Below are 19785 nucleotides of genomic sequence, written 5' to 3' on the forward strand. Positions count from 1 at the left end.
GCCGAGTTGCAACTTTCGATGTTGCGCTGCATTTTCCGATTATTGCTCAGGTGCCGACTCGTCGACTGGTGCGCCGTCGACAAACACCTTCAGCTCGCCGGGTGCGAATTGTGTCCAGGTTTCATTATTGGTCAGGGGGGCGGTAACGATGACGGCGACCCTATCCTTGGGCGTTGTCACTTCCGAAAAGTCGACCGTCATTTCTTCATCCGACAGAACCGCGGTCGCGAACGGGTATTGCCGGATGATGTAATGCAGATTGGTCGAGCAATGCGCAAACAGGGCGGAACCATCGGACAGCATCATATTGAACGGCCCGTGCGTCGCAATCTCCGTGGTCAGTTCACGCAATGCCGCACTCAATTCCGGCAGGGCGGGCGCAATATCGCCGAAGCGCCGCCGCAGTTCCTGCAGCAGGAAACAGAAGGCCAGCTCGCTATCGGTATTGCCGACTGGCCGAAATGCGCCTGTCAGCGGGGGCGCGAAATTCTTGAGATCGCCGTTATGGGCAAAAACCCAGTAGTGGCCCCAGAGTTCGCGTACGAAGGGATGGCAGTTTTCCAATGCCACGCGACCCTGGGTCGCCTTGCGAATATGGGCGATCACGTTTTTCGACTTGATCGGCCAACGCTTGATCAGGTCGGCGATCGGTGAAGCAATCGCCGCATCATGGTCGACGAAATGGCGAACGCCCGCACCTTCGAAGAAAGCAATCCCCCATCCGTCGTTATGGACATCCGTGCGGCCGCCCCGAGTGGCAAAGCCGGTAAAGCTGAAGACGATGTCCGTGGGAACATTGCAGTTCATTCCGAGAAGCTGGCACATAGCGCGGCGAGTGATAGTACTTTTGGGATGGGTAAAACGATTGTGCAAAATTTAAAACGATCATGCGAACAACCGATAAGACAGCGTACACCAACAAGTAGCGGTCGTCGGTCGCATTATTTCACGTTGTTTGCCACGGATCATGCTCGGGACGCGGAAATTGTTTCGACATGAAATCGACGAAGGTGCGTACCTTTGCTGACAACAGGCGCCGGCTTGGATACACCAGCATGACGGGTAGCTGGCCAAGTTCATAATCTGCCAGCAAGCGCACCAGCTTGCCTGCGGCAAGGTCGTCGCCCAGTGCAAACGAAGGGCGGATCGTAATTCCCATTCCCGCGATCGCGCAGTGCCGCAATAGATCGCCATTGTTGGAGACTACTTTGCCGGTCACGGGAATGTTGATCAGGCTGCCATCCTGCCCTTTGACCGGCCACTGATGGCGCAACTGTTCGTACGAAAAGTTCAGGCAGGAATGGCGAGAAATATCCTCTAGCTCTTCGGGAGCGCCGTGCCGCCTGACATAGTCTGGTGACGCACAAAGCAGTGCCTCGGACACCGCGAGCTGACGCGCGATCATGTTGGCATCAAATTTCTGGAAATTAATAAAAATACCGACATCGAAGCCGTCTTCCACCAGATCAACCGTCCTGTCCGAAAGTGTAACGTCCAGAGTGACTTCCGGATACTGGCTTGCGTAGAGGGGAAGCAAGTGTGCAAGCTGCTGTTGTCCGAAGCCAAGGTGAGAGTAAATTCGCAGGATACCGCCTGGCTTTTTGGATTGTGACGATGCGATGGCCTCCGCATCCTCGACTTCCTGCAAGATCTGCAGAACGCGCTCAAGATATGCATGTCCGGTTTCCGTCAGCGAGAGTTTGCGCGTCGTGCGGTTCATCAGTCGCGTACCGAGGTGATCCTCCAGATCCGCGACATGGCGCGTGACTACGGCATTCGACATGTCGAGCGCCTGTGCTGCCCGGGCAAAGCTGCCCTGTTCCACCACTTTCGCGAACACGCGCATTGATTGCAATCGATCCATATTTCTACCTTCTGTCCCTTGGGTCTTGACTGTTTCTGATTGGGGAATAGTCGCCGGTGATTATTGGTCTTTTTTGCGGAGCGCACAATGGATGTACTGTGCTTGATAGGGAAAAAATTGTGTCCGATGCAAGTTTTATGTGCCGAGTTGCAAGCAGTGTAGGCCCATGCAAAAGATTCGACACAATCATGGACGGCTGCTATGCGCATGGCGACCGTTCAAACCGGGTAAGTCAATTGAATCAAATGCTTGGGTGCGCAGGCATATGTCTTGCGAAGTCATCCGGGCCGGCTGTAAAAAGACACGATGTACCGATATTAATCCGTGGACATTGGTTCCGGTGTTGTTTGAGCCATCGTGTTAGCAGCTTTCTCGCATAGCCTCCTGCCTTTGACGACTGAGCGAGCCTATCAATCTCCGGTTCCCGCCATTGTCCGCATCTGTGGGCGTGGCGGGTTTTTTCTTACTTCATCACCCATTCACCTGCGACCTGCGTCTAGGCAGCAGCCCAATATCCGTGTCCTATCGCTTGAAATGCCAAGCAGAACCATGATGGGATGGAAGTTGACACTTTTGGACAAGCACTACATATAACAGAACGGGCGCAGTTCGTTTCCGTACGTTATGAAATCGAGTAAACCAACAGTTGTCATATGGCTGAAACAAAGAAGCTTTTTTCACCGCGAAGCATGATAAAGACAGAGATTGCATGCGTGATTACCGCTTGGGCTTACCGCGGCCAATGCCCTTCAGCAACTTAGTTTCCTGACGGGGAGTAAGCGAATCTTAAAAAATGAACAAGGAATTGCACCATGAAAATTAAGTCCTGCGCGTTCCTTTACATATTTGGACAGTTGTTTTTCACATAAAAGAAGAAGTCTAGGCGAATCAACGGTTTAGCTACCGGGCTTGCCTTTTGCTTCAGGACACTCGAGCCAGCGACATCAGGATGAGCGTCACGGTAAGCCGTGCCTGCGTCACATCTGGTGCCAAGGCGCTGATCGTTTGCCTAGAAGATAAAGGATGAAACACATGACGCAAACAAGAACGCAAGCATCGGAGCATGGACCGGCAATGGCTCTGGGACGTGCAACCTATCGCTCTCGCCCGCACGACATCCACAATCTTTACGTCAGTCTCAAGCAATGGCGAATTTTCCATGCAGTGATTGATTGCGGCGGGTTCGCCGAAGCTGCCAAGTCGCTCCATCTGAGTCAATCCACCATTAGCTATACGGTGTCGAAATTGCAGGATCAGCTAGGCACACCACTGCTGCGTATCGAGGGTCGAAAGGCGAATTTGACCCCGGAAGGAAGAGCTTTGCTCGATCGCTCACGCCACGTTCTGAAGGAGGCGATCGAACTGGAAAACTTTGCGAAAAATCTCGGACAGGGCTTGGGTGGAGAAGTGCGTCTGGTCGTTGATCACAACTTCCCTCCACATTTGCTGGTACGCGCGCTAAGCGAATTTTCCCGGATAGGAAGAGTCGCCAGCCACGTCAAGCTGAGCGAAGTCGATACCCTGCATGCCGAAGATGTGTTGCGAGACTTGAGTGTGGATCTGGCCATCAGCGAACGCGTGCCGCTCGGATTTCTGGGAGAACCCCTGATCGAGGTAGAGCATCTGCCGGTCGCACATCCCGAGCATCCGCTACTCAAGCTCGGACGCGACGTCACTGCAATGGACCTGGCGCAGCATGTGCAGATCGGGGTAGGCCAAACGGGTGAGCGCGAGCGTCCAATGTCAAGCTCGAAGCCCATGCGCCGTTGGGCAATGAGCAGTCTGGATACAGTGGTTGAGGCAGTGACCGAGCGTCTTGGTTACGCATGGCTGCCAGAACATCGGATCCGTCGCTGGCTTGATGACGGCTCGCTGGTACGGCTGCCGCTTGGGGACAGTCGTCCACATAAAACGATCCTGTACCTGATCCATGGGCGCCCTTGGGCATCTACTGCAGCGGCGGGCAGGCTTGCCGATGTCCTAAGGGGGATAGCGGGCGATTCGTCGACGCAGTCACAGACGAAATACGACAACATCATGACAAGGTAAACAGAAGACTCCGAACGAATGGTGGATATCCGTGCGCTCGTTTGTCCACCCTCTCTTCGAAGGAAACGGATAGGTTAAACATGAAAAATGCCTGAAGGCGTGGATGCACCTTCAGGCATTTTTCATATGAGTCTCCCTCTGTTCGCCAGGCCTTCCGGTAAAGGCACTTCTACCCCCGGCGCTGCTCCTGTTCAAGGAGTTCCGGCGCGGTTAGTGAGCCACCAACTCCTTACTTGTGCGCTTCCATGTCTGCATTGGCGCCAGCGTTTCCGGCAAAGCTGCGTCCCGCTCCCGTGATCACCTCCGGCCGGATGTTGTATTTCTCGATCAGCCGGTACAGTGTCACCCGCGATACGCCCAACAGTGACGCGGCGCGCGAAATCTGGTTCCGTGACTGTGCGAGCGCGCGCCTGATCATCGTGCGTTCCGCCGCTGCACGCGCATCCTCAAGCGACATCAGTTGCGTATCGGCGCTGCCACGGTTCAAGCCAAGATCTTCCGGCTGGATGAATCGTCCTTCCGCCATCACCGTCGCGCGCTGGACCCGATTGACGAGTTCACGCACATTGCCCGGCCATGAATGGCTTAGCATTGCATTCATGGCCGCCTTGGAAAATCCGCGCAGACTGCGGTTGTGCATGCTGGCGAACTTGGAGAAGTAATATTTGGCGATGTCTTCGATATCCTGTCCACGGTCCGCCAGTTGCGGAATCTCGATGCAGACAACATTGATACGGTAATACAGGTCTTCACGAAAACGGCCTTGCGCAACCGCCTCGGCAAGGTCGACATGCGTTGCCGCAATCACGCGTACATCAATGTCGAGACTGTCGTTGCCGCCGACACGTTCAATGGTCTTTTCCTGAAGAAAGCGCAGCAGATTGACCTGCATGTCGTAAGGCATGTCGCCGACCTCGTCGAGAAAGAGCGTCCCGCCCTGAGCGGCCTCGATACGTCCTATCTTGCGCTGGTTCGCTCCGGTGAACGCCCCCTTCTCATAGCCGAAGAGTTCGGACTGGAACAACTGCGGTGCAATCGCTCCGCAGTTGACTGCCACGAAGGGCGCATTCCTGCGTGCCGATTGACGATGGATAGACAGCGCAGCGAGTTCCTTGCCGGTACCGGAAGGCCCGGTAATCAATACCGATGCATTGGTACGTGCTACCTTTTGCAGCTGGCTGAACAGCTGCAGCATCTGCGGCGTCTTGCCGACCATCGCAAAATCGCCGTCGTTGTTGAGCGGCGTCGGCTGGATGGAAGAGGCATTCTTGAAATCGCGCAGATATGCCATGCCCCAGGCATGACGTAGAGTCAGCACGATATGGTCAAGCTGTGCTGGAATGGAGATGAAATTAAATAGATGCTCGCCGATGAATTCACGCATGCGTGGCAACGGAATCAATTCCTGGGCGACAAGGCCAACCCAGGTGATCCGGGTATTGCTGACAAACGGCTCGCATTTGTCGAGATGCGCGAGATCAGCTACATGAGTGACGCTGAGCAGGCCGACACGACATCCTGCTTGTATGGCATCGTTGGCCGCTTCAAAACTGAAGCACTCGATCAGGCTCAACCCTTGTCCACGCAGCACGTCGGTGTACTGGCACGCCGGCCCGTTGCGGCCTGTAAGCCGCAATACCAGGACCGGCTGGGCCGCAGGTGCAGAATGAGACGCGTAAAGCATTTCACAATACTTTCTTGTTGATGCTTATTGAAGCATCGAGCCCGCGTGGAAACGGTCAGCAGCATCCGGTGCAGGTCCTGCCACCGCAAATCGCGCTCGGGCAATTAACGGTGTCCTCGACGCCTAAACGTTGGCAAAAGAGTCTGAAATGAGACTCGAACCCGACTGAGCTTAGCTGCTTTTATCAGGCCGAACAATGCCATAAATAGGGGATTTCCTTTCAACTGGAAAGGCATTTGTTTTTTGTCAATAAGTGTGGCTTTGTCGGTCTATTGCCTGCAGCATGGTGTCTTTTTTAATGAATTCAGTCAGGATCGACCCTTATCCCAGGGAGACACGACAGCGCCAAAGGTCGTGACCGGATGCCGTGTATTTTTGCTCGAACGGTGTGATGGGCGAGGTGGCAATGTACGCTTCGCAAGTGATCGTTTTTGTGGTCAGTCGTCCGAGAGCCGCCGCAAATTCGGCGATATAGAGACGCCAGTTACTACGGCATTCCAGTTCGCCGCCAAGGCTGACAATGGTAGGAAAAACGGCGTGGCCATGCCAGCGCCTGGCCAGTTGTCCCTGCTTTGGCCAAGGATTGGGATACAGAATGTAGTGCCGTGCCGGGCGTACGGCTGCCGCGTGCATCAGACGCCAGTAGTCAACCAGGTCGGCACGTACGGTCATGCAGTTCTCTGGTGGTGTTCCCGACCAGAGTGTCTTACGAGAAAGACGATCAGCTGATTGGTCGACGCCGATAACGAAATGATCAGGATAAAGAGTCGCAAGATGCAACGTAGACAGTCCGACACCACAGCCTGCATCCAGAATCAGTGGCGGTGAACCGGCTTTCACCCATGCGGCCATACTGCGTTCAAAGGCTTCCGTGTTGTAAGGCATGACCGGCTTGTGAAACCGCGTGCGAACATGTTTATCGACAAGTGTAAATAAGTGCTCGTGTATGTCGGTTTGGGTACTGCTGACGGGACTGGAGTTGGCGTACATAGGTGGAAATTGGGAAAGTATCCGTCATCAATAGCGAGTGCGGACGGTGTTGCACGCCGAGATTGTAATGGGACCGCTATACCGTGGACAGCGCGCAGCAGCAAAGACTGCTGTGCAGCAGAGCGTTTTGCCTGCATTGAGGACTCATCAGCATCAAACAAGCTGCCGTGCTGGTAGCTGGCTGCCCTGTGCATCTTCCCGTGTTGGCATGTTTATGCTTTACGCACAGCACGAGGCGTCCGCATTCATTGCAACCTGGCTTGCCAGCGCACCATGTTCATCCTCAAGACGCGATAGTATGACCGCCACCGGTCATGGTCGATGGGCTACTCAGTCTTGCAAGGAGTCAGGGCGGATGCCGCGATCATGCCAATAGGGCAGGAGTCGGGCGCAGCAGTGGCCGTAGGAATGGCCGCGTTATCTGCTTAAGCGCCACAGAATGCCAGGCATTCCGTGGCGAGCATTGAAAAAACTAGTGCAGCGTGACCGGCTGGCGCATCAACGCGTCATATTTACCGAGGAAGTCGTCGATTTCTTCAACGCTGGGTTCGGTGGCAATCAGGTTTTCCACTTCTTCGCGGAACGACCTTGCAAGAGTACCGCCGATGAAGATTTCACGTTTGCCGGACTTATCCATAATTTCATATCCGCCAAAGCGCAAGGCCTCGCGGCCATCGTCTGCACCAAACTCCACCACGCTGTACTGCTCGCTGTTGTAGATTAAGTTCATATTGCGCTCCTTGTTACGGGATTGTGTGGTTAACCCACTTCCCTCTGATGCAAAAATGAGGCCACCTCCCTTCTTTTCAAGATGGACGCCCAAATTCCGTGTTGGAGAACTGACAACTACCCGGTCCGCTGCATACGCAAGCCCTGATTGGCCCGTTTTCACGTGCTCAAGTTTGAAGGTCGGCTGTGAGCTGAAGCAGGCTGTCGTAAGGAGCTTGAGAAAGAAACAGGCGGATCTGGTCCAGATGTTCCGAGTTCGCCAGAGCAATAAAAAGGCGTTCAGGGCGCTTGCGCAACATGCGGTTCAGGGTCACGCGCATGGTCAGATTACCGGTGCAGCACAGGCAACCCGGCGCAATACGGGAAACAAGGAGGGTAGGGACATGTGCGCTGTCGTCCAGCGAGCCGGCACCGCCATCGGGCAGGCCTTCGAGGATGAGCGCTGTGGAGAGCTGCGGCTTAAGCAAGGCGGCGATTGCCGCCTCACGTTTTGCCGCAGTGGAACCGGTTACCAGCGTTGTCAGGGTCACCCGGCATCAGCCTTTTCTGGAGACTTTACTTGGTTCGACGCCCAACTGCTTGAGTTTGCGATACAGGTGTGTTCTCTCAAGTCCGGTACGCTCGGCAACGCGCGTCATGCTGCCGCCTTCACGAACCAGATGGTGTTCGAAATACGCGCGCTCAAAGGCGTCGCGGGCTTCCCGCAGCGGCATATCGAAGGACAGTCCAAATACCGCCGTCTCGGCTTGGACTGGCACTTGTGGGGACTGTGCAATGCCATTTCCGGTATTTAACCCTGGTGCATAGGCGGCCGTCGCCACTGCCGCTGCAGTCGCAGGTTCTTCCAGAGCAACTGGGGCGGGTCGTGGCTGGTACACGGGCGTGGGACGGATGGTTTCGGATGTCCGGGTGAGCCCTTGCTGCACGGCCTTGAGTAATTTTTGCAAAGCGATCGGCTTTTCGAGAAAATTTAGCGCGCCGATCCGCGTTGCCTCCACGGCTGTATCTATGGTTGCATGTCCAGACATCATGATGACGGGCATCGTCAGCATGCCGTCACGTTGCCATTCTTTGAGTAGTGTGACGCCATCGGTGTCTGGCATCCAGATATCAAGCAACACCAGGTCGGGTGCACCCTGAGCCCTGACGTCGCGTGCCTGTTGCGCGTTTTCCGCGGTGGTGACGACATGGCCTTCATCTCCCAGGATCTCCGAGAGTAATTCGCGGATTCCCATTTCATCATCGACTACCAGAATATTTGCCATATGCTTACCTTATCTGCTTCCAATGTCGCCAAGTTTGTTCGTATGCACCATTGCACTTCAGCATGCAAAAGCCAAAATCTTGTCACGTCGCTAACTTTAACAGCAAAATTGCCACTTTTGCACCAGTGCCGCTTGATTGGTTTTTGATATCAATCCGGCCACCGTGTTCATCAATAATCTTTTTTACCATCGCGAGGCCCAGTCCGGTGCCTTTTGCCTTTGATGTGACATAGGGCTCAAATGCCCTCGCCAGGATCTTCGACGAGAAACCGGGACCATTGTCTGTCACCGACAGCCTTACCGCAGTACGGCTCTCGCCGTCCGAATCCTGGTAGTGCACTGTTTCGGTCAATACATCAATTCTTGCTTTCGTCGCATCAGCAGGGCGATCGGCTACGGCATCCTGCGCATTCTGTAGTAGATTGTGAATCACTTGCCGAAGTTGCGTCTCATCACCCATTACCTGCGGTAAATTCGGGGCGAGCACGGCATGAATGATGTCACGTTCATCGCCGGCGGTGTAGAGATGCAGAATTTCCTCTACCAGTTCATTCAGGCTCAGTGGCGTCAGCACCGCCGGCGGCGTTTTCGCGTAATCGCGGAAATCGTCCACCATGCGCTTCATGGCCGATACCTGATTGACAATGGTAGCGGTGCTTTTTGTCAGCATTGCTGCATCCGCGTCCGCCAGCTTGGCTTCCAGTTTCATCTGCAGACGCTCCGCCGACAACTGGATCGGCGTCAGCGGATTCTTGATCTCATGGGCCAGACGCCGTGCGACTTCACCCCATGCAATGGACCGTTGGGCGGAAATAACGTCGGAGATATCGTCGAACACCACGATATAACCTTTTCCTCCTGCGATCGGCAGATACGAGCCGCGCGCCAGCAAGGTAAGGTTGTTGTCATTTTCGACGCTCGCGGTAGGACGAGGTATTTCAATCTGTTTCTGCCAATGCAATTCCTCGGTGCTGCCCGCCGATTGTGCGCTTTGTTCCGAAAATGCCTTGGTGATCGCGGTTGCCAACGGCTCCAGTCCATCGATGCCAACCAGCGGTTTGCCGATGTGCGGATTGAAATCATGCTGCAGGATGCGTTCGACCGACTCGTTGCATGTTACCAGCCGGAACTGTCCGTCGAGCACCATGACGCCTGCGGACATATTGGCCAGTACCGACTCCAGGTAAGCTTTCGCGTTTTCCAGCGCAGCACGATTGCGTTCAACGGACATGCGCGCTTCCGATAACTGCCGCGTCATGGTATTGAACGACTGGGTCAGTGTGCCAAGTTCGTCGGAACTGGCGACGATGGGTCGCGGCGATAAATTGCCTTCGGCGACGGCCTTGGTACCTTCAGCCAGCACCAGCAACGGTTGCGCAAGGTCGCCTGCAATCAGGAATGCGGCTGCAATCGCGCCAAAAATGGCCAGCAGCAAAGTCAGGGTCAGCGTGACGATATAAATCTTGCGCAGGCCGGTACGGGCCAGTGAGCGTTCCTGATACTCACTATAAGCGGCCCGTAAGGCTTCAGCGTTGGCCGCCAGATGCGCGGGCACCGGTTGCAGCAGCTGCAGGAAGCGCGATTCGCTTTGCAGGCTGAGCTCGTTGTTCGATGCGGGAATTGCTACCACCACACGCAAGCGCAAGCCACCCGCATCGCTTGCGGAAGCGGCGTTCGGCTGTCCGCCCGAGGCGTTCTCTTCCTTGGCAGGATTCTCGTGAAAATCAAAGCCTCCCTCGATGGCTGAATACGAACGCGTCAGGCGGGCCTGTCGCAGCATCGTCGCATTCGGCAAGTCGGGAATGAAGGTTCCCAGTCGGCCACCGACGGTCGCGACAATTTGACCGCTCGACGTAACGATAGTTGCTTCCTGCGTTTGACTTTGATCACGCACACGTGACAGCTGGGTGATTTGCGCCGCGTCGGACAGCTCGGACAATTCAAGGGCAATGCTGCGTGCCTTGCCTGTGAGGTCGGCGAGCGAGCCGTCAAGCGCGGTACGTCCCAGGGTAAGGCCGGATTCCAGCGCTGACTCGACCCGCACGTCGAACCAGGATTCAATCGAGCGCGATACGAATTGCACCGAAACGATGTAAATGACGGTGCCCGGCAGGATGCCGATCATGGCGAACAGCAGGACCAGCCGCGCCATCAGCCGCGAGCCGAACTCGCGCCGTTTATAGCCTCTGTATAGCCTGGCGAGGAGCAGGCCCACCAATGCGAGCAGGGCAACCGCGATGACGGCGTTAAGGACCAGCAGCTCGGGATAGTGCCGGTCAAAGAAAGCAGAATTCTCGGAGGCCGACGCCAGCAGAAACAGCAAAATGCTGACGATAGCGCCGCCAACGATCAGGAAGTAACGCAGGAAACGCTGCACGGTTACTCAGCCTTGAAAGTGAATTGCAGCCAGTCTGACGAAAAACGCCAGTCGGAACTGTTGAGCGCATGGACCTGGAATGGCTTGGGTAGCCTTGCCACATCGAGTCCCATGCGGACCGCGACATAATAGATTTCGCCGGGCTTGAGCGCGCCCTTGTCGGCCACGATCCAGCGGCTCGGCCGTCGCACCAGCGACAGCGCATCGTCGAGCGTGGCAAAGCTTTGTTGCAGGCGCCCGCCGATCGATGCATGGTATTGGTGAGTCAATACATTGTAGGAGATCCGGATAGTCTGCGACGCCGTGATGGTTTTTTCATCGAACCAGTACCAGCGTGGACGATTGATCTGTACCTCGGTGGTGAAATACAGCGGGATGCCACGTGTGATCGCGTCTTCCAGACCACGCGTCAGTTCGAATGAAAATCCCAGGGCCAGCCGGTAACCGTCCTCGGTGCTTTCCAGATTGGCATGCGTAATATCGACGCCTTCCGCGGCGTGTGCGGAAGGCGTGACTATCGGCGCCAGCAGAATCGCCGTCAGGAAAAAGCCTGTCAGGAATCGGAAAAAACGGTGAGTCACTCGTATCGGGCGCCGTTCAGGGATGATGAGACATGTCGGTACTCAAATATTGCCTGATCAGCATTGCAATGTCGGCGTGTTTGCTCGCGGCGTCGTGCCCGTATGACGGCATGCCATGGCCTCGCTGGAACAATCCAGGCAAGAAAATGCAAAACTGCAAACAGTTGTATTCATGCGTCCTTCCAGCGGTGACCGGTTTATCGAAAAAGATACTATCAGACGCTGCTCTTTTGGAATAGCGCATAGAACAAACCGTCGTGATCTTCCTGTTGCCCTGCAGTCGGCAGCAACTGGCCCGGCGCCGGCAACCGGATGGCGTCATTTCTGACTGCAAATGCGGCTGCCTGTGCTTCCGATTCCTGTGGCCACAGTGAGCAGGTGACAAACAGCAGTTTGCCGTCGGGTTGTAGCATTTGCCACAGATTGTCGAGGATTTGTGTCGACAAGGCGGCAAGTTGCGCGGTATCGGCTTTGCGTCGCAGCCAGCGAATGTCCGGATGACGGCGGACAATGCCGGAAGCGGTACACGGTACGTCGGCCAGAATACGGTCGAACAGGCGGCCATCCCACCAGTCGCGCTGCGCGGCATCGCCTTGAAGTAGCGTTGCATCAAGTTGCAGCCGCTGCAGGTTTTCATTGATGCGTGTCAGACGGTGGGCATCGCTGTCCAGCGCAGTGACGTCGACCGCCGCTTGCTCAAGAATATGTCCGGTCTTGCCGCCGGGCGCTGCGCAGGCATCGAGCACGCGCATGCCGTCTTGCAGGTCCAGCAAGGGAGCTGCCAGTTGCGCCGCGGCGTCCTGCACCGAGACCACGCCCTCGGTAAAGCCGGGAATCTGCTGGACCGGTAGCGGACGTTCAAGGCGAACGGCGAACGGACCGATGGCAGTGGCGGCCATGCCGTGGGCTTCCAGTGTCTGCAGATATTCGGTCACCGTGGCCTTGCGGCGGTTCACCCGCAAGGTCAGTGGTGGCGCACTGTTGCCTGCCGAGAGAATGGCTTGCCACTGCGACGGATAAGCGCTGCGAACACTGTCGATCCACCAGGTCGGGTAATTCCATTGTCCCGGCGGCTGCTTGCCGGCTTGCTGGAGGAGGCTATCGCGCTCCCGCAGGAAGCGCCGTAACACCGCATTGACCATGCCTTTTGCGTGCGCCATCCCGGGGTCGGCCGCGCAAGCGGTGACGGCCTGATCGACTACGGTAAAGGATTCATAAGGGGCATCGTCGCCGGTCTGTAGCATCAGCGCCAGCGCGCAGCACAGCAGGCCATGCAATTCCGACGGCGAAGGCGGCTTGCTGGCCAGCAGGCCAAGCAGGCCTTCTGCCTGGCCAAGCCGGCGCATCGTGCGGTAGGAAATGTCCTGAATCGCCCCGCGCGCTTGCGGCAACGGATTGTCCCGCGCAAAGACCGCGGCCAGCGCCTGTGGCAGGGCGGTTCCTGCCTTGACCTTTGCTACGGCATGTGCCGCACCGTACAGGCTGAAGGCAAGAGAGTCGTTTTTGAGTTGAATTTTTGACACGGGGGTAACGCAGTTGGTCTGCGTGTTTTCAAATGGTTATGGCCGGGTCAGCATGAGCTTGACACCGAGTCCGACAAAGGCTGCGCCGACAAACCGCTCCAGCCACAGCCTGACTTGCGGGTTATTGCTGGCGCGACGCGCCAGCGTGCCGGCCAGGAAAGCTGTCCCGCTATTCCATCCCATGCTGATGAAGGCGAACGCCAGGCCGAGAAACAGGAAGCCCAGGGTCTTGTGCGGCGCATCCGCCTGAACGAATTGCGGCATGAATGCGAGAAAGAACAGGACGACTTTCGGGTTGAGCACGTTGGTCAGCATCGCCTGCCAGAAAATCGTGCGTAGCGGCCGCACATCGGCTCGTGCGGCCGACACGTTGTCCTCAGCCGGTTTGGCCAGCAGCATGCATATGCCGAGATAAATAAGGTAAGCGCCGCCCGCCAGCTTGACCAGCATGAATGCCGTGGCCGATGCGGCCAGCACCGCACTCAGGCCGACTGCCGATGCCACTGCATGCACGCAACAGCCGGCCGAGATGCCGAGTGCCGACATCAGGCCGGCGGAACGGCCTTGCGCAATGCTGCGCCCGACGATGTAAGCGGTGTCCGGTCCGGGTGTCGCATTCAGTAACAGCACGGCAGCCAGGAAAAGACCGAAATTGTAAATGCCGAAGGAGTCCATGATACGGTCGCGCAGAAGTGCGGGTGCAGATGCAGTGGGATAAAGACAGGATTGTAGCCGTTGTCGGCGGCAAACCCGCTTAACGGCAAAAACGATCGGCTTCAGGCCGCGTGTTCGGGCTTCAGCACCCTAGTCTCCTGTTGGGACAACCAGTCGCGCAGGTCGGCAAAGACGCGCGCCGCCCCAACTTCATTGAAAATTTCATGATAGTAGTCGGCATAGCGGTGCATGGTGCCGACACCCGGAGATAGTCTGTTGTAAAACACTTCACTGCCGGAAGCATCGACCAGGTGATCGTCACCGGCGACCAGCAAGAGTGTTGGTATCTTGAGCGCAGCCGCATGATGTCGCGCGCAGGCCCCGGCTTCCAGCATGCCGGTGAGCAGGCGCGCGCTGATCTTTGAATGCACCAATGGATCTTTTTCATAAGCGGCGACAACGGCGGGATCATGCGACAGGTATCGCGTCTGCAAGCCATTGGGGACGCCCAGTCCGGGCGCAACCGCGCCTAACGCCTTGAGCAGCATGCCTTGCACGCCTGATAGCGGCACACTCAGGGCAGGGGAAGACAGGATCAATCCACGTAACCTAGCCATGCCGGCCGTGGCAAAACGTGCCGCGAACAGCCCGCCCATGCTGTGACCGAGCAAAAGCGGCGGCCCATCGAATCGATCCGTGAAATTACTGATGACAATAGCGGCGTCGCGCAACATCGCTTCACTGTCGGGAATGTCGCCGCGTGGTCCGCCGGACCGCCCATGGCCGCGATGGTCGTAGGCGCGAACCGACCAGCCGCATTCATTGAAAAACCGTGCAACGTGCGTGTAGCGGCCGCAATGTTCGCCAAGGCCATGCATCAGTACGACGCCGCCTTTGGCATCGGGCAGGCACCAGTCCATGACAAACAGCGATGTGCCGTCGGCGGCATTGAGCCGACGCTCGACCGGGGCGGCCGCGGCAAATGTTGCCATGGTCGGCGCCTTTTCCACTAGACGCCCCACATGACGTCGTGGCCTTCATGTTTGGCCGCACGCAGCATTTCGAGCAAGGGATAGGCGCGCGTGGCAAAGGTAACGAATTCGATCGGTTCGTGTTCGTTGTCATCGCCATGCTCGCCATGATGGGCGCGCACGTCGCGTTGCACTTCCTCCGATGTCGGATGCAGCCGGCTTTCCGCGATTTCCGCTTCGAGTCGCTTTACGGCAAGGGGAGTTTCCTCGGCGGTAATAACGCCACGCCGGACGTCCTTGTTCAGCAAATCAAGAATGCGCTTGGCATGCTCTTCGTACATCAGCACTTCGGCAGCGGCTTTTGATTTGAATTTGACCAACATGGAGCCTCCAATTTCGATTCGATATGATTAAACGATAGCATGGCTTTACAAATTTGCTATACGCCAAATCAGACAATTGGTGGCCTTCCCGGGTTCAGTGACTGGCTTCGTGAAGTCAGGCTTTGCTCAACCCGGCTTGAAGGAACTGAAGAAAGTATCAACCTGTTCGCGTGAAATATTCTTTTCCGCACCGACCACGACCAGCTGGTAGACCCGGCGTTCGCGTGTGGCAAAACGGGCGATCAACAGGCGCGGCTGACCGCTGGCACCAGCACCTGCCGGGCTGGCGACTTCGATTTCGGTCATGCCCGGCGCGGTCGGGGTTGCCACCGACTTGTCATACCGCACCGCACCCGCCATGTTGCGCGCCAGGGCGGTTTTCATGGCCAGCAAGGCTGTCTGGGCTTGGGTGGGGTCCGCCAGCACTGCGCTGCCGATGGCGAAAGTGACGCCATCGACTTCGGCAGCGGTCATGCTCATCGTCACCTGGGTGCCGTCCAGATTAACGGGACGGGAATGGGATGCGGGCTTGCCGGGAAACATCGCCAGGAAGTTGGCATCGGCGCTGCGAACTTCGCGCCAATCATATTTGGGGCTGCAGGCGAGCAGCAATGCGGTGGCGGCAATGCACGCCACCTTGCATAAACGGGTAGATGTGATCGGAAACATGCCGCCATGGTAACAGCTGCGGCCGGTGAACGACGCTGTGCAGAAAGGCCGGCAAATACGGCCTACCCGGCAGCGACTTCTTCCACCTCGGCTGCCGCTCCGTGTCCGGCTTGCTGGAAAGCGCGCATACCCAGCATCACCCCGATACACAGCAGCACGATCCCGGCCACGACGGGCACGTTCGGTACCGTCCCGCGCCAGATAAATGCATACAACAGCGCGGACAAGGTCTCAAAGACGATCAGCTGGCCGGCCAGGGACGTCGGAAGCTTCTGGCTGGCCTTGTTCCATAACATGGTGCCCAGCCATGACGCGCAAAGGCCCAATACCAGCATCAGTCCAATGAATTGCAACGGTCGTGGGCCGAGCGGGAAATCATAGCTGCCGCCGCTGACTGCGTTGACCGCACCGTAGCCGGCCAGACCGGTCAACGCGAGCGGCAATGTCGCCAGACCCTGTACCGTCGACCAGGTCGAGGAACGAATATGCGGATGCTGCTTCATGTGACGCGCGTTCATGATCGGATACCAGGTCCACGCGGCCAGCGCGCCCAACGCAATGCAGCAGCCCAAGGCATAGTCGCGCAGCGAGCGCGAACCATCGAGATGGGCCAGTTCGCTGGCATTGACCAGCATGAGGCCGCCAAAAATGATCACCAGCGATGGTGCGAGGCGTCTCCACGCAATCGCTTCCGATGGATGGCCGGGCGCCCAGTTAGAAAAAATGGAAATAATGACCGGCAGCGTGCCGATCAGCATCGCGGGCAAAGGCGCGTCGGCCAGTTGGATCGCGGTGGCGAGCGCGGCGTAATAAAGAATGTTGCCGACCAGCGCGAGCTTGAGGGCTGCAATCCAGTCGGTGCGCGTCAGCGCGGCGATCCGTCGCCGGTCGAAATACGCCGGTACCAGCGCAATCAGGCCGAAACCCAGATAGCGTCCGAACGAAAGCATGAGGCCTGGATAGTCGCCCAGCATGAGCGGGGCAACAAAGACCAAACCCCACATGAGGCCAGCGCCAAGAGCGCAGAGTAAACCGATCAGCATGATGCAAATGAAAAAAGGACAGAGGGGCCGATTATGCGCGGACGTATCCCTGTGGTCTTGTACCAATTTGCTGTTGGTATTGTGCAGGTGTGACGCCGTAGGTGCGTTTGAACCAGCGATTCAGGTGGCTCTGGTCAGTGAGGCCTGCGGCCGCCGCGGCGTCCGATGGCGTTACGCGCCGGGCCAGCAGGGACTTGGCGCGCGCCGCACGCCGGGCCTGCAGGTATTGGTGCGGCGTTGCATGAAAGGTCGCTGAAAAACTGCGCACGAAATGAAATACCGATAAACCCGCTTCCGCCGCCAGAGTCTCGATGCTGAGTGTTTCGTCGAGATGCGCTTCGATGCAATCGACGACTCTCTGCATGCCTGCCATGCGTTTGCGTTCACGCGGCGAGGTTGGCTGTACATCGCGCGCATTACGGCCATAGCGTGCGACAACCACATCAACCAGGTGCGTAAAGCCGGACAGGAAAGCAATGTCATCAGGCGCATTCCACATCTGGCGAAATGTCTTCCGGTAGGCGTTCGCGAGCACCGGGTCATGCACCGCTGCATCCGGAAAGAAAGCTTCACTACCCGTCATCTGCAGCAAGGTAGCGGGTTCGATGTAAAGCATCTGATAAGTCCATCCGCTATCGACTTCCGCTTGTCCGGTATGTAACTCATCCGGATTGAGCAGCACCAGTGTACCGGCCGGTGCGATATGTTCCTCGCCCTGATAACGAAAGCGCTCCACCCCCGCTTCAATTGCGCCGAGCGAATAGCCGTCATGCACATGCGGCGAAAACGCATGGTCGACAAGGCGTGCGGAATACAGCTCCACGCCCGGCAGATGCGGGCTGGCCTTGAAGGTAACGAATTCGGACGGATGCTGGAACATAGGCTGCGGTGTCTGCGGTCGTAATAACACGCCACCCGGTATTGCCGTACCGACAAGGCTGGGTCTGTCGTGTGCTGTAGATACCCGCCATGATAGAACGTTATCGCGTGGCGCGCGCAGCAGCTTAGTGTCTTCAATACTCATGTGCCATAGCGCGACGCCGTCCCCCGACGCATCAAGCCGAGCGCCGCAAGCAGGCGTCGCCACAGCGACCGTGCTTCGGCGCTGCCGCCCATGCATATCAACTCGGCCGTGGATGTCGCTGACAGGCAAATCCATCCGGTATCCGAAACCAGATGTGTCTCGCCTTCCCGAAGGGCAACGACTGGTCGCATCGTGTGCCCATCCGGAGTGGACAGCGGTCCCTCGATACGCAGACCGCCAGCTACAACCACGATGTGCATACCGGGTTTGACGTACCGAGGCAGGCGTTGTCCCGCTTGCAGAATAATTCTTTGTGAAAACTCTTCCATCGCACACCTTCTTTTCTATTAGTTGGCATGCCTTCATCGTAAGGACGATGCACACACCGTAACAGGCACAAGAAACGGTTTGGTGAACCGGAACAGTTTCGTGCTAGGCCATCTGTTATTGTTCGTTTTATCAATATCTATATCTGTCCGGCCAAGCCCGGGCAGGCGATCATGCGATATGGACGTGCAACGACTGCAACCGGAGCAACCACTCTACCGGCAACTGGCAAACCACTACCTTGGCGCGATCAGGGCAGGCGCCATCGCGCAGGGCGAACGCATGCCATCGGTAAGGGCCATGATGCGGCTGCACGATGTCAGCCTGTCAACCGCACTGCAGACTTGCAGGCAACTTGAAAGCGAGGGCTGGATAGAAGCGCGCCCGCGTTCCGGCTACTTTGTGCGCCAGCCGCGCCGCGCGGCCATCATGCCGCCGGATGAGCCAAACACCACTGTCCCGCCGGACCCGGCGCAATATGTCGGCATCCATGCCCGGGTATCGGACTTCATCGCAAAAGGCCGGACCATGCCGGTCAAGGTAAATTTTTCCGGTGCGCGCGCCGCGCCCGAGTTCTATCCAGCCGCACACCTGAAGAATGCGGCCATCCGCGCATTGCGCCGCTATCCGGAACTACTGGTGCGCAGCACGCCGGCAGGCGGGAATCTGCATTTTCGTACAGTGCTTGCAAAACGAGCGCTTGCCAACGGCATGGTGCTGGCACCGGAAGAGGTCACCATCACACATGGCTGTATTGAAGCCCTCAACCTGGCACTGCGCGCCGTCACCCAACCGGGCGACACTGTGGCGGTGGAATCTCCCACCTTTTACGGCTTGCTGCAAATCCTCGAAAGCCTGGGCCTGCGCGCACTTGAAATTCCCACCAGCGCAGGTAGCGGCCTGTCAATCGAAGCGCTGGAAATGGCGATGCAAACCTACGACCACATCAAGGCCGTCGTCGTGGTACCGCATTTGCAGAATCCGCTTGGCAGCATCATGCCCGACGTGAACAAACAGCGGCTGGTGCAACTCTGCGAACGCAACGGCGTCGCGCTGATCGAGGACGACACCTATACCGCACTGGTGGAAAGCGAAGTGCCGCCGAATGCATTGAAGGCCTGGGACCGCAGCGGCAACGTCATCTATTGCGCGTCATTGCACAAGACGCTCGCGCCCGGCATGCGGCTGGGCTGGATGGTGGCCGGCAAATGGCAGGCGCGGGTCGCGATGCTGAAGTATGCGCATACCCGCGACAATGAAGAATGGTCGCAGATCGCCGCCGCGGACTTCCTCGGCTCCACCGGATACGACCGTCACCTGCGCCGCCTGCGTTCCGCGCTGCGGCCACAACGCGAGCGCATGGCTGAAGCAATCGCGGCCAGCTTTCCGCTTGGTACGCGTCTTACCATGCCCAATGGCGGCATCACGCTATGGATGGAATTGCCCCACAAGCTGTCTTCGCAAAAGGTATTCGATGCGGCATTGCACGATGGCATCCTGATCGCGCCGGGATCGATGTTTTCCAATTCGAATCGCTTCGATGCCTTTGTGCGTGTCAGTTGTGGCTGGCGCTATTCGGCGGATATCGATGATGCGATACGGCGCGTTGGGCATATCGTCTCGGATTTGGCGCGGGACGTCGCATAGGCTGA

At 57.3% G+C, this 19785-nt stretch carries 19 protein-coding genes; 2 read left to right on the forward strand and 17 right to left on the reverse strand.

All coding sequences use genetic code 11. The features are described 5' to 3' along the window. Positions 1–39 precede the first annotated feature (39 nt). Together ACFQUU_RS10560 and ACFQUU_RS10565 are read right to left on the reverse strand one after the other, a co-directional pair. Complete coding sequence (locus ACFQUU_RS10560; RefSeq protein ID WP_382246633.1) at positions 40–825, reverse strand: class II glutamine amidotransferase; 786 nt, start codon at positions 823–825, stop codon at positions 40–42. A gap of 121 nt (positions 826–946) precedes the next feature. Further along, positions 947–1864: a LysR family transcriptional regulator gene (locus tag ACFQUU_RS10565; RefSeq protein ID WP_382246635.1), complete on the reverse strand. Its 918-nt coding sequence runs from the start codon at positions 1862–1864 to the stop codon at positions 947–949. A 1032-nt stretch (positions 1865–2896) separates the two neighbouring features. On the opposite strand from ACFQUU_RS10565, the gene ACFQUU_RS10570 reads away from it, so the two are divergent. After that, complete coding sequence (locus tag ACFQUU_RS10570) at positions 2897–3913, forward strand: LysR family transcriptional regulator (protein WP_382246638.1); 1017 nt, start codon at positions 2897–2899, stop codon at positions 3911–3913. A gap of 229 nt (positions 3914–4142) precedes the next feature. Here the strand turns inward: ACFQUU_RS10570 and ACFQUU_RS10575 are convergent, their stop codons facing one another. The 15 genes from ACFQUU_RS10575 to ACFQUU_RS10645 form a co-directional block, all read right to left on the reverse strand. Further along, complete coding sequence (locus tag ACFQUU_RS10575) at positions 4143–5597, reverse strand: sigma-54 interaction domain-containing protein (protein ID WP_382246641.1); 1455 nt, start codon at positions 5595–5597, stop codon at positions 4143–4145. A 321-nt stretch (positions 5598–5918) separates the two neighbouring features. Continuing rightward, positions 5919–6587, reverse strand: a complete 669-nt coding sequence (locus ACFQUU_RS10580) for an SAM-dependent methyltransferase (RefSeq protein WP_382246644.1) — start codon at positions 6585–6587, stop codon at positions 5919–5921. A gap of 472 nt (positions 6588–7059) precedes the next feature. Continuing rightward, positions 7060–7317, reverse strand: a complete 258-nt coding sequence (locus ACFQUU_RS10585; protein ID WP_057292409.1) for a DUF3567 domain-containing protein — start codon at positions 7315–7317, stop codon at positions 7060–7062. Positions 7318–7483: 166 nt separating this feature from the next. After that, complete coding sequence (locus ACFQUU_RS10590) at positions 7484–7846, reverse strand: GTPase (protein ID WP_382246647.1); 363 nt, start codon at positions 7844–7846, stop codon at positions 7484–7486. Positions 7847–7852: 6 nt separating this feature from the next. Further along, the gene (locus ACFQUU_RS10595) at positions 7853–8581 is read right to left on the reverse strand and encodes a response regulator (protein WP_382246650.1); all 729 of its coding nucleotides are present in this window, start codon (positions 8579–8581) and stop codon (positions 7853–7855) included. An 82-nt stretch (positions 8582–8663) separates the two neighbouring features. After that, the gene (locus ACFQUU_RS10600; protein ID WP_382246653.1) at positions 8664–10958 is read right to left on the reverse strand and encodes an ATP-binding protein; all 2295 of its coding nucleotides are present in this window, start codon (positions 10956–10958) and stop codon (positions 8664–8666) included. Positions 10959–10960: 2 nt separating this feature from the next. Beyond that, positions 10961–11539: a DUF4390 domain-containing protein gene (locus tag ACFQUU_RS10605; RefSeq protein ID WP_382246656.1), complete on the reverse strand. Its 579-nt coding sequence runs from the start codon at positions 11537–11539 to the stop codon at positions 10961–10963. Positions 11540–11754: 215 nt separating this feature from the next. After that, entirely contained in the window at positions 11755–13062 is a 1308-nt protein-coding gene (gene rsmB, locus ACFQUU_RS10610) for a 16S rRNA (cytosine(967)-C(5))-methyltransferase RsmB (protein WP_382246659.1), read from the reverse strand. 36 nt (positions 13063–13098) lie between these two features. Further along, positions 13099–13737, reverse strand: coding sequence for a LysE family translocator (locus ACFQUU_RS10615; protein WP_382246662.1), 639 nt, complete (start codon positions 13735–13737; stop codon positions 13099–13101). A gap of 101 nt (positions 13738–13838) precedes the next feature. Further along, positions 13839–14708 carry an alpha/beta hydrolase gene (locus tag ACFQUU_RS10620; protein ID WP_382246665.1) on the reverse strand — a complete coding sequence of 290 codons (870 nt, stop codon included), beginning with the start codon at positions 14706–14708 and terminating at the stop codon, positions 13839–13841. Between the two features lie 17 nt (positions 14709–14725). Next, entirely contained in the window at positions 14726–15070 is a 345-nt protein-coding gene (locus ACFQUU_RS10625; RefSeq protein WP_382246668.1) for a DUF1840 domain-containing protein, read from the reverse strand. Positions 15071–15196: 126 nt separating this feature from the next. After that, entirely contained in the window at positions 15197–15739 is a 543-nt protein-coding gene (locus tag ACFQUU_RS10630) for a hypothetical protein (protein WP_382246670.1), read from the reverse strand. A gap of 62 nt (positions 15740–15801) precedes the next feature. Continuing rightward, positions 15802–16782 (reverse strand): DMT family transporter, encoded by a 981-nt coding sequence (locus ACFQUU_RS10635; protein WP_382246673.1) that lies wholly within the window; start codon positions 16780–16782, stop codon positions 15802–15804. A 31-nt stretch (positions 16783–16813) separates the two neighbouring features. After that, entirely contained in the window at positions 16814–17806 is a 993-nt protein-coding gene (locus ACFQUU_RS10640; RefSeq protein ID WP_382246676.1) for an AraC family ligand binding domain-containing protein, read from the reverse strand. Continuing rightward, on the reverse strand, positions 17803–18135 hold the full coding sequence (locus ACFQUU_RS10645) for a hypothetical protein (protein WP_382246679.1): 333 nt from the start codon (positions 18133–18135) through the stop codon (positions 17803–17805). The genes ACFQUU_RS10640 and ACFQUU_RS10645 overlap by 4 nt, the downstream gene beginning before the upstream one ends. A 178-nt stretch (positions 18136–18313) precedes the next feature. Between ACFQUU_RS10645 and ACFQUU_RS10650 the strand changes: the two genes are divergently transcribed. After that, positions 18314–19780, forward strand: coding sequence for a PLP-dependent aminotransferase family protein (locus tag ACFQUU_RS10650; RefSeq protein ID WP_382246682.1), 1467 nt, complete (start codon positions 18314–18316; stop codon positions 19778–19780). Positions 19781–19785: the final 5 nt, after the last annotated feature.

It is taken from the genome of Herbaspirillum sp. GCM10030257, from assembly GCF_042666555.1.
Classification (GTDB): Bacteria; Pseudomonadota; Gammaproteobacteria; order Burkholderiales; family Burkholderiaceae_D; genus Noviherbaspirillum.

Excerpts from the sequence above, each read along its gene's own strand:
- ACFQUU_RS10630 (WP_382246670.1), bottom strand. The coding sequence starts at position 15,739 with ATGTTTCCGATCACATCTACCCGTTTATGCAAGGTGGCGTGCATTGCC.
- ACFQUU_RS10650 (WP_382246682.1), top strand. The coding sequence starts at position 18,314 with ATGGACGTGCAACGACTGCAACCGGAGCAACCACTCTACCGGCAACTG.
- ACFQUU_RS10645 (WP_382246679.1), bottom strand. The coding sequence starts at position 18,135 with ATGGAAGAGTTTTCACAAAGAATTATTCTGCAAGCGGGACAACGCCTG.
- ACFQUU_RS10595 (WP_382246650.1), bottom strand. The coding sequence starts at position 8,581 with ATGGCAAATATTCTGGTAGTCGATGATGAAATGGGAATCCGCGAATTA.
- ACFQUU_RS10580 (WP_382246644.1), bottom strand. The coding sequence starts at position 6,587 with ATGTACGCCAACTCCAGTCCCGTCAGCAGTACCCAAACCGACATACAC.
- ACFQUU_RS10625 (WP_382246668.1), bottom strand. The coding sequence starts at position 15,070 with ATGTTGGTCAAATTCAAATCAAAAGCCGCTGCCGAAGTGCTGATGTAC.
- ACFQUU_RS10635 (WP_382246673.1), bottom strand. The coding sequence starts at position 16,782 with ATGCTGATCGGTTTACTCTGCGCTCTTGGCGCTGGCCTCATGTGGGGT.
- ACFQUU_RS10575 (WP_382246641.1), bottom strand. The coding sequence starts at position 5,597 with ATGCTTTACGCGTCTCATTCTGCACCTGCGGCCCAGCCGGTCCTGGTA.
- ACFQUU_RS10585 (WP_057292409.1), bottom strand. The coding sequence starts at position 7,317 with ATGAACTTAATCTACAACAGCGAGCAGTACAGCGTGGTGGAGTTTGGT.
- ACFQUU_RS10565 (WP_382246635.1), bottom strand. The coding sequence starts at position 1,864 with ATGGATCGATTGCAATCAATGCGCGTGTTCGCGAAAGTGGTGGAACAG.
- ACFQUU_RS10615 (WP_382246662.1), bottom strand. The coding sequence starts at position 13,737 with ATGGACTCCTTCGGCATTTACAATTTCGGTCTTTTCCTGGCTGCCGTG.
- ACFQUU_RS10560 (WP_382246633.1), bottom strand. The coding sequence starts at position 825 with ATGTGCCAGCTTCTCGGAATGAACTGCAATGTTCCCACGGACATCGTC.
- ACFQUU_RS10640 (WP_382246676.1), bottom strand. The coding sequence starts at position 17,806 with ATGAGTATTGAAGACACTAAGCTGCTGCGCGCGCCACGCGATAACGTT.
- ACFQUU_RS10570 (WP_382246638.1), top strand. The coding sequence starts at position 2,897 with ATGACGCAAACAAGAACGCAAGCATCGGAGCATGGACCGGCAATGGCT.
- ACFQUU_RS10620 (WP_382246665.1), bottom strand. The coding sequence starts at position 14,708 with ATGGCAACATTTGCCGCGGCCGCCCCGGTCGAGCGTCGGCTCAATGCC.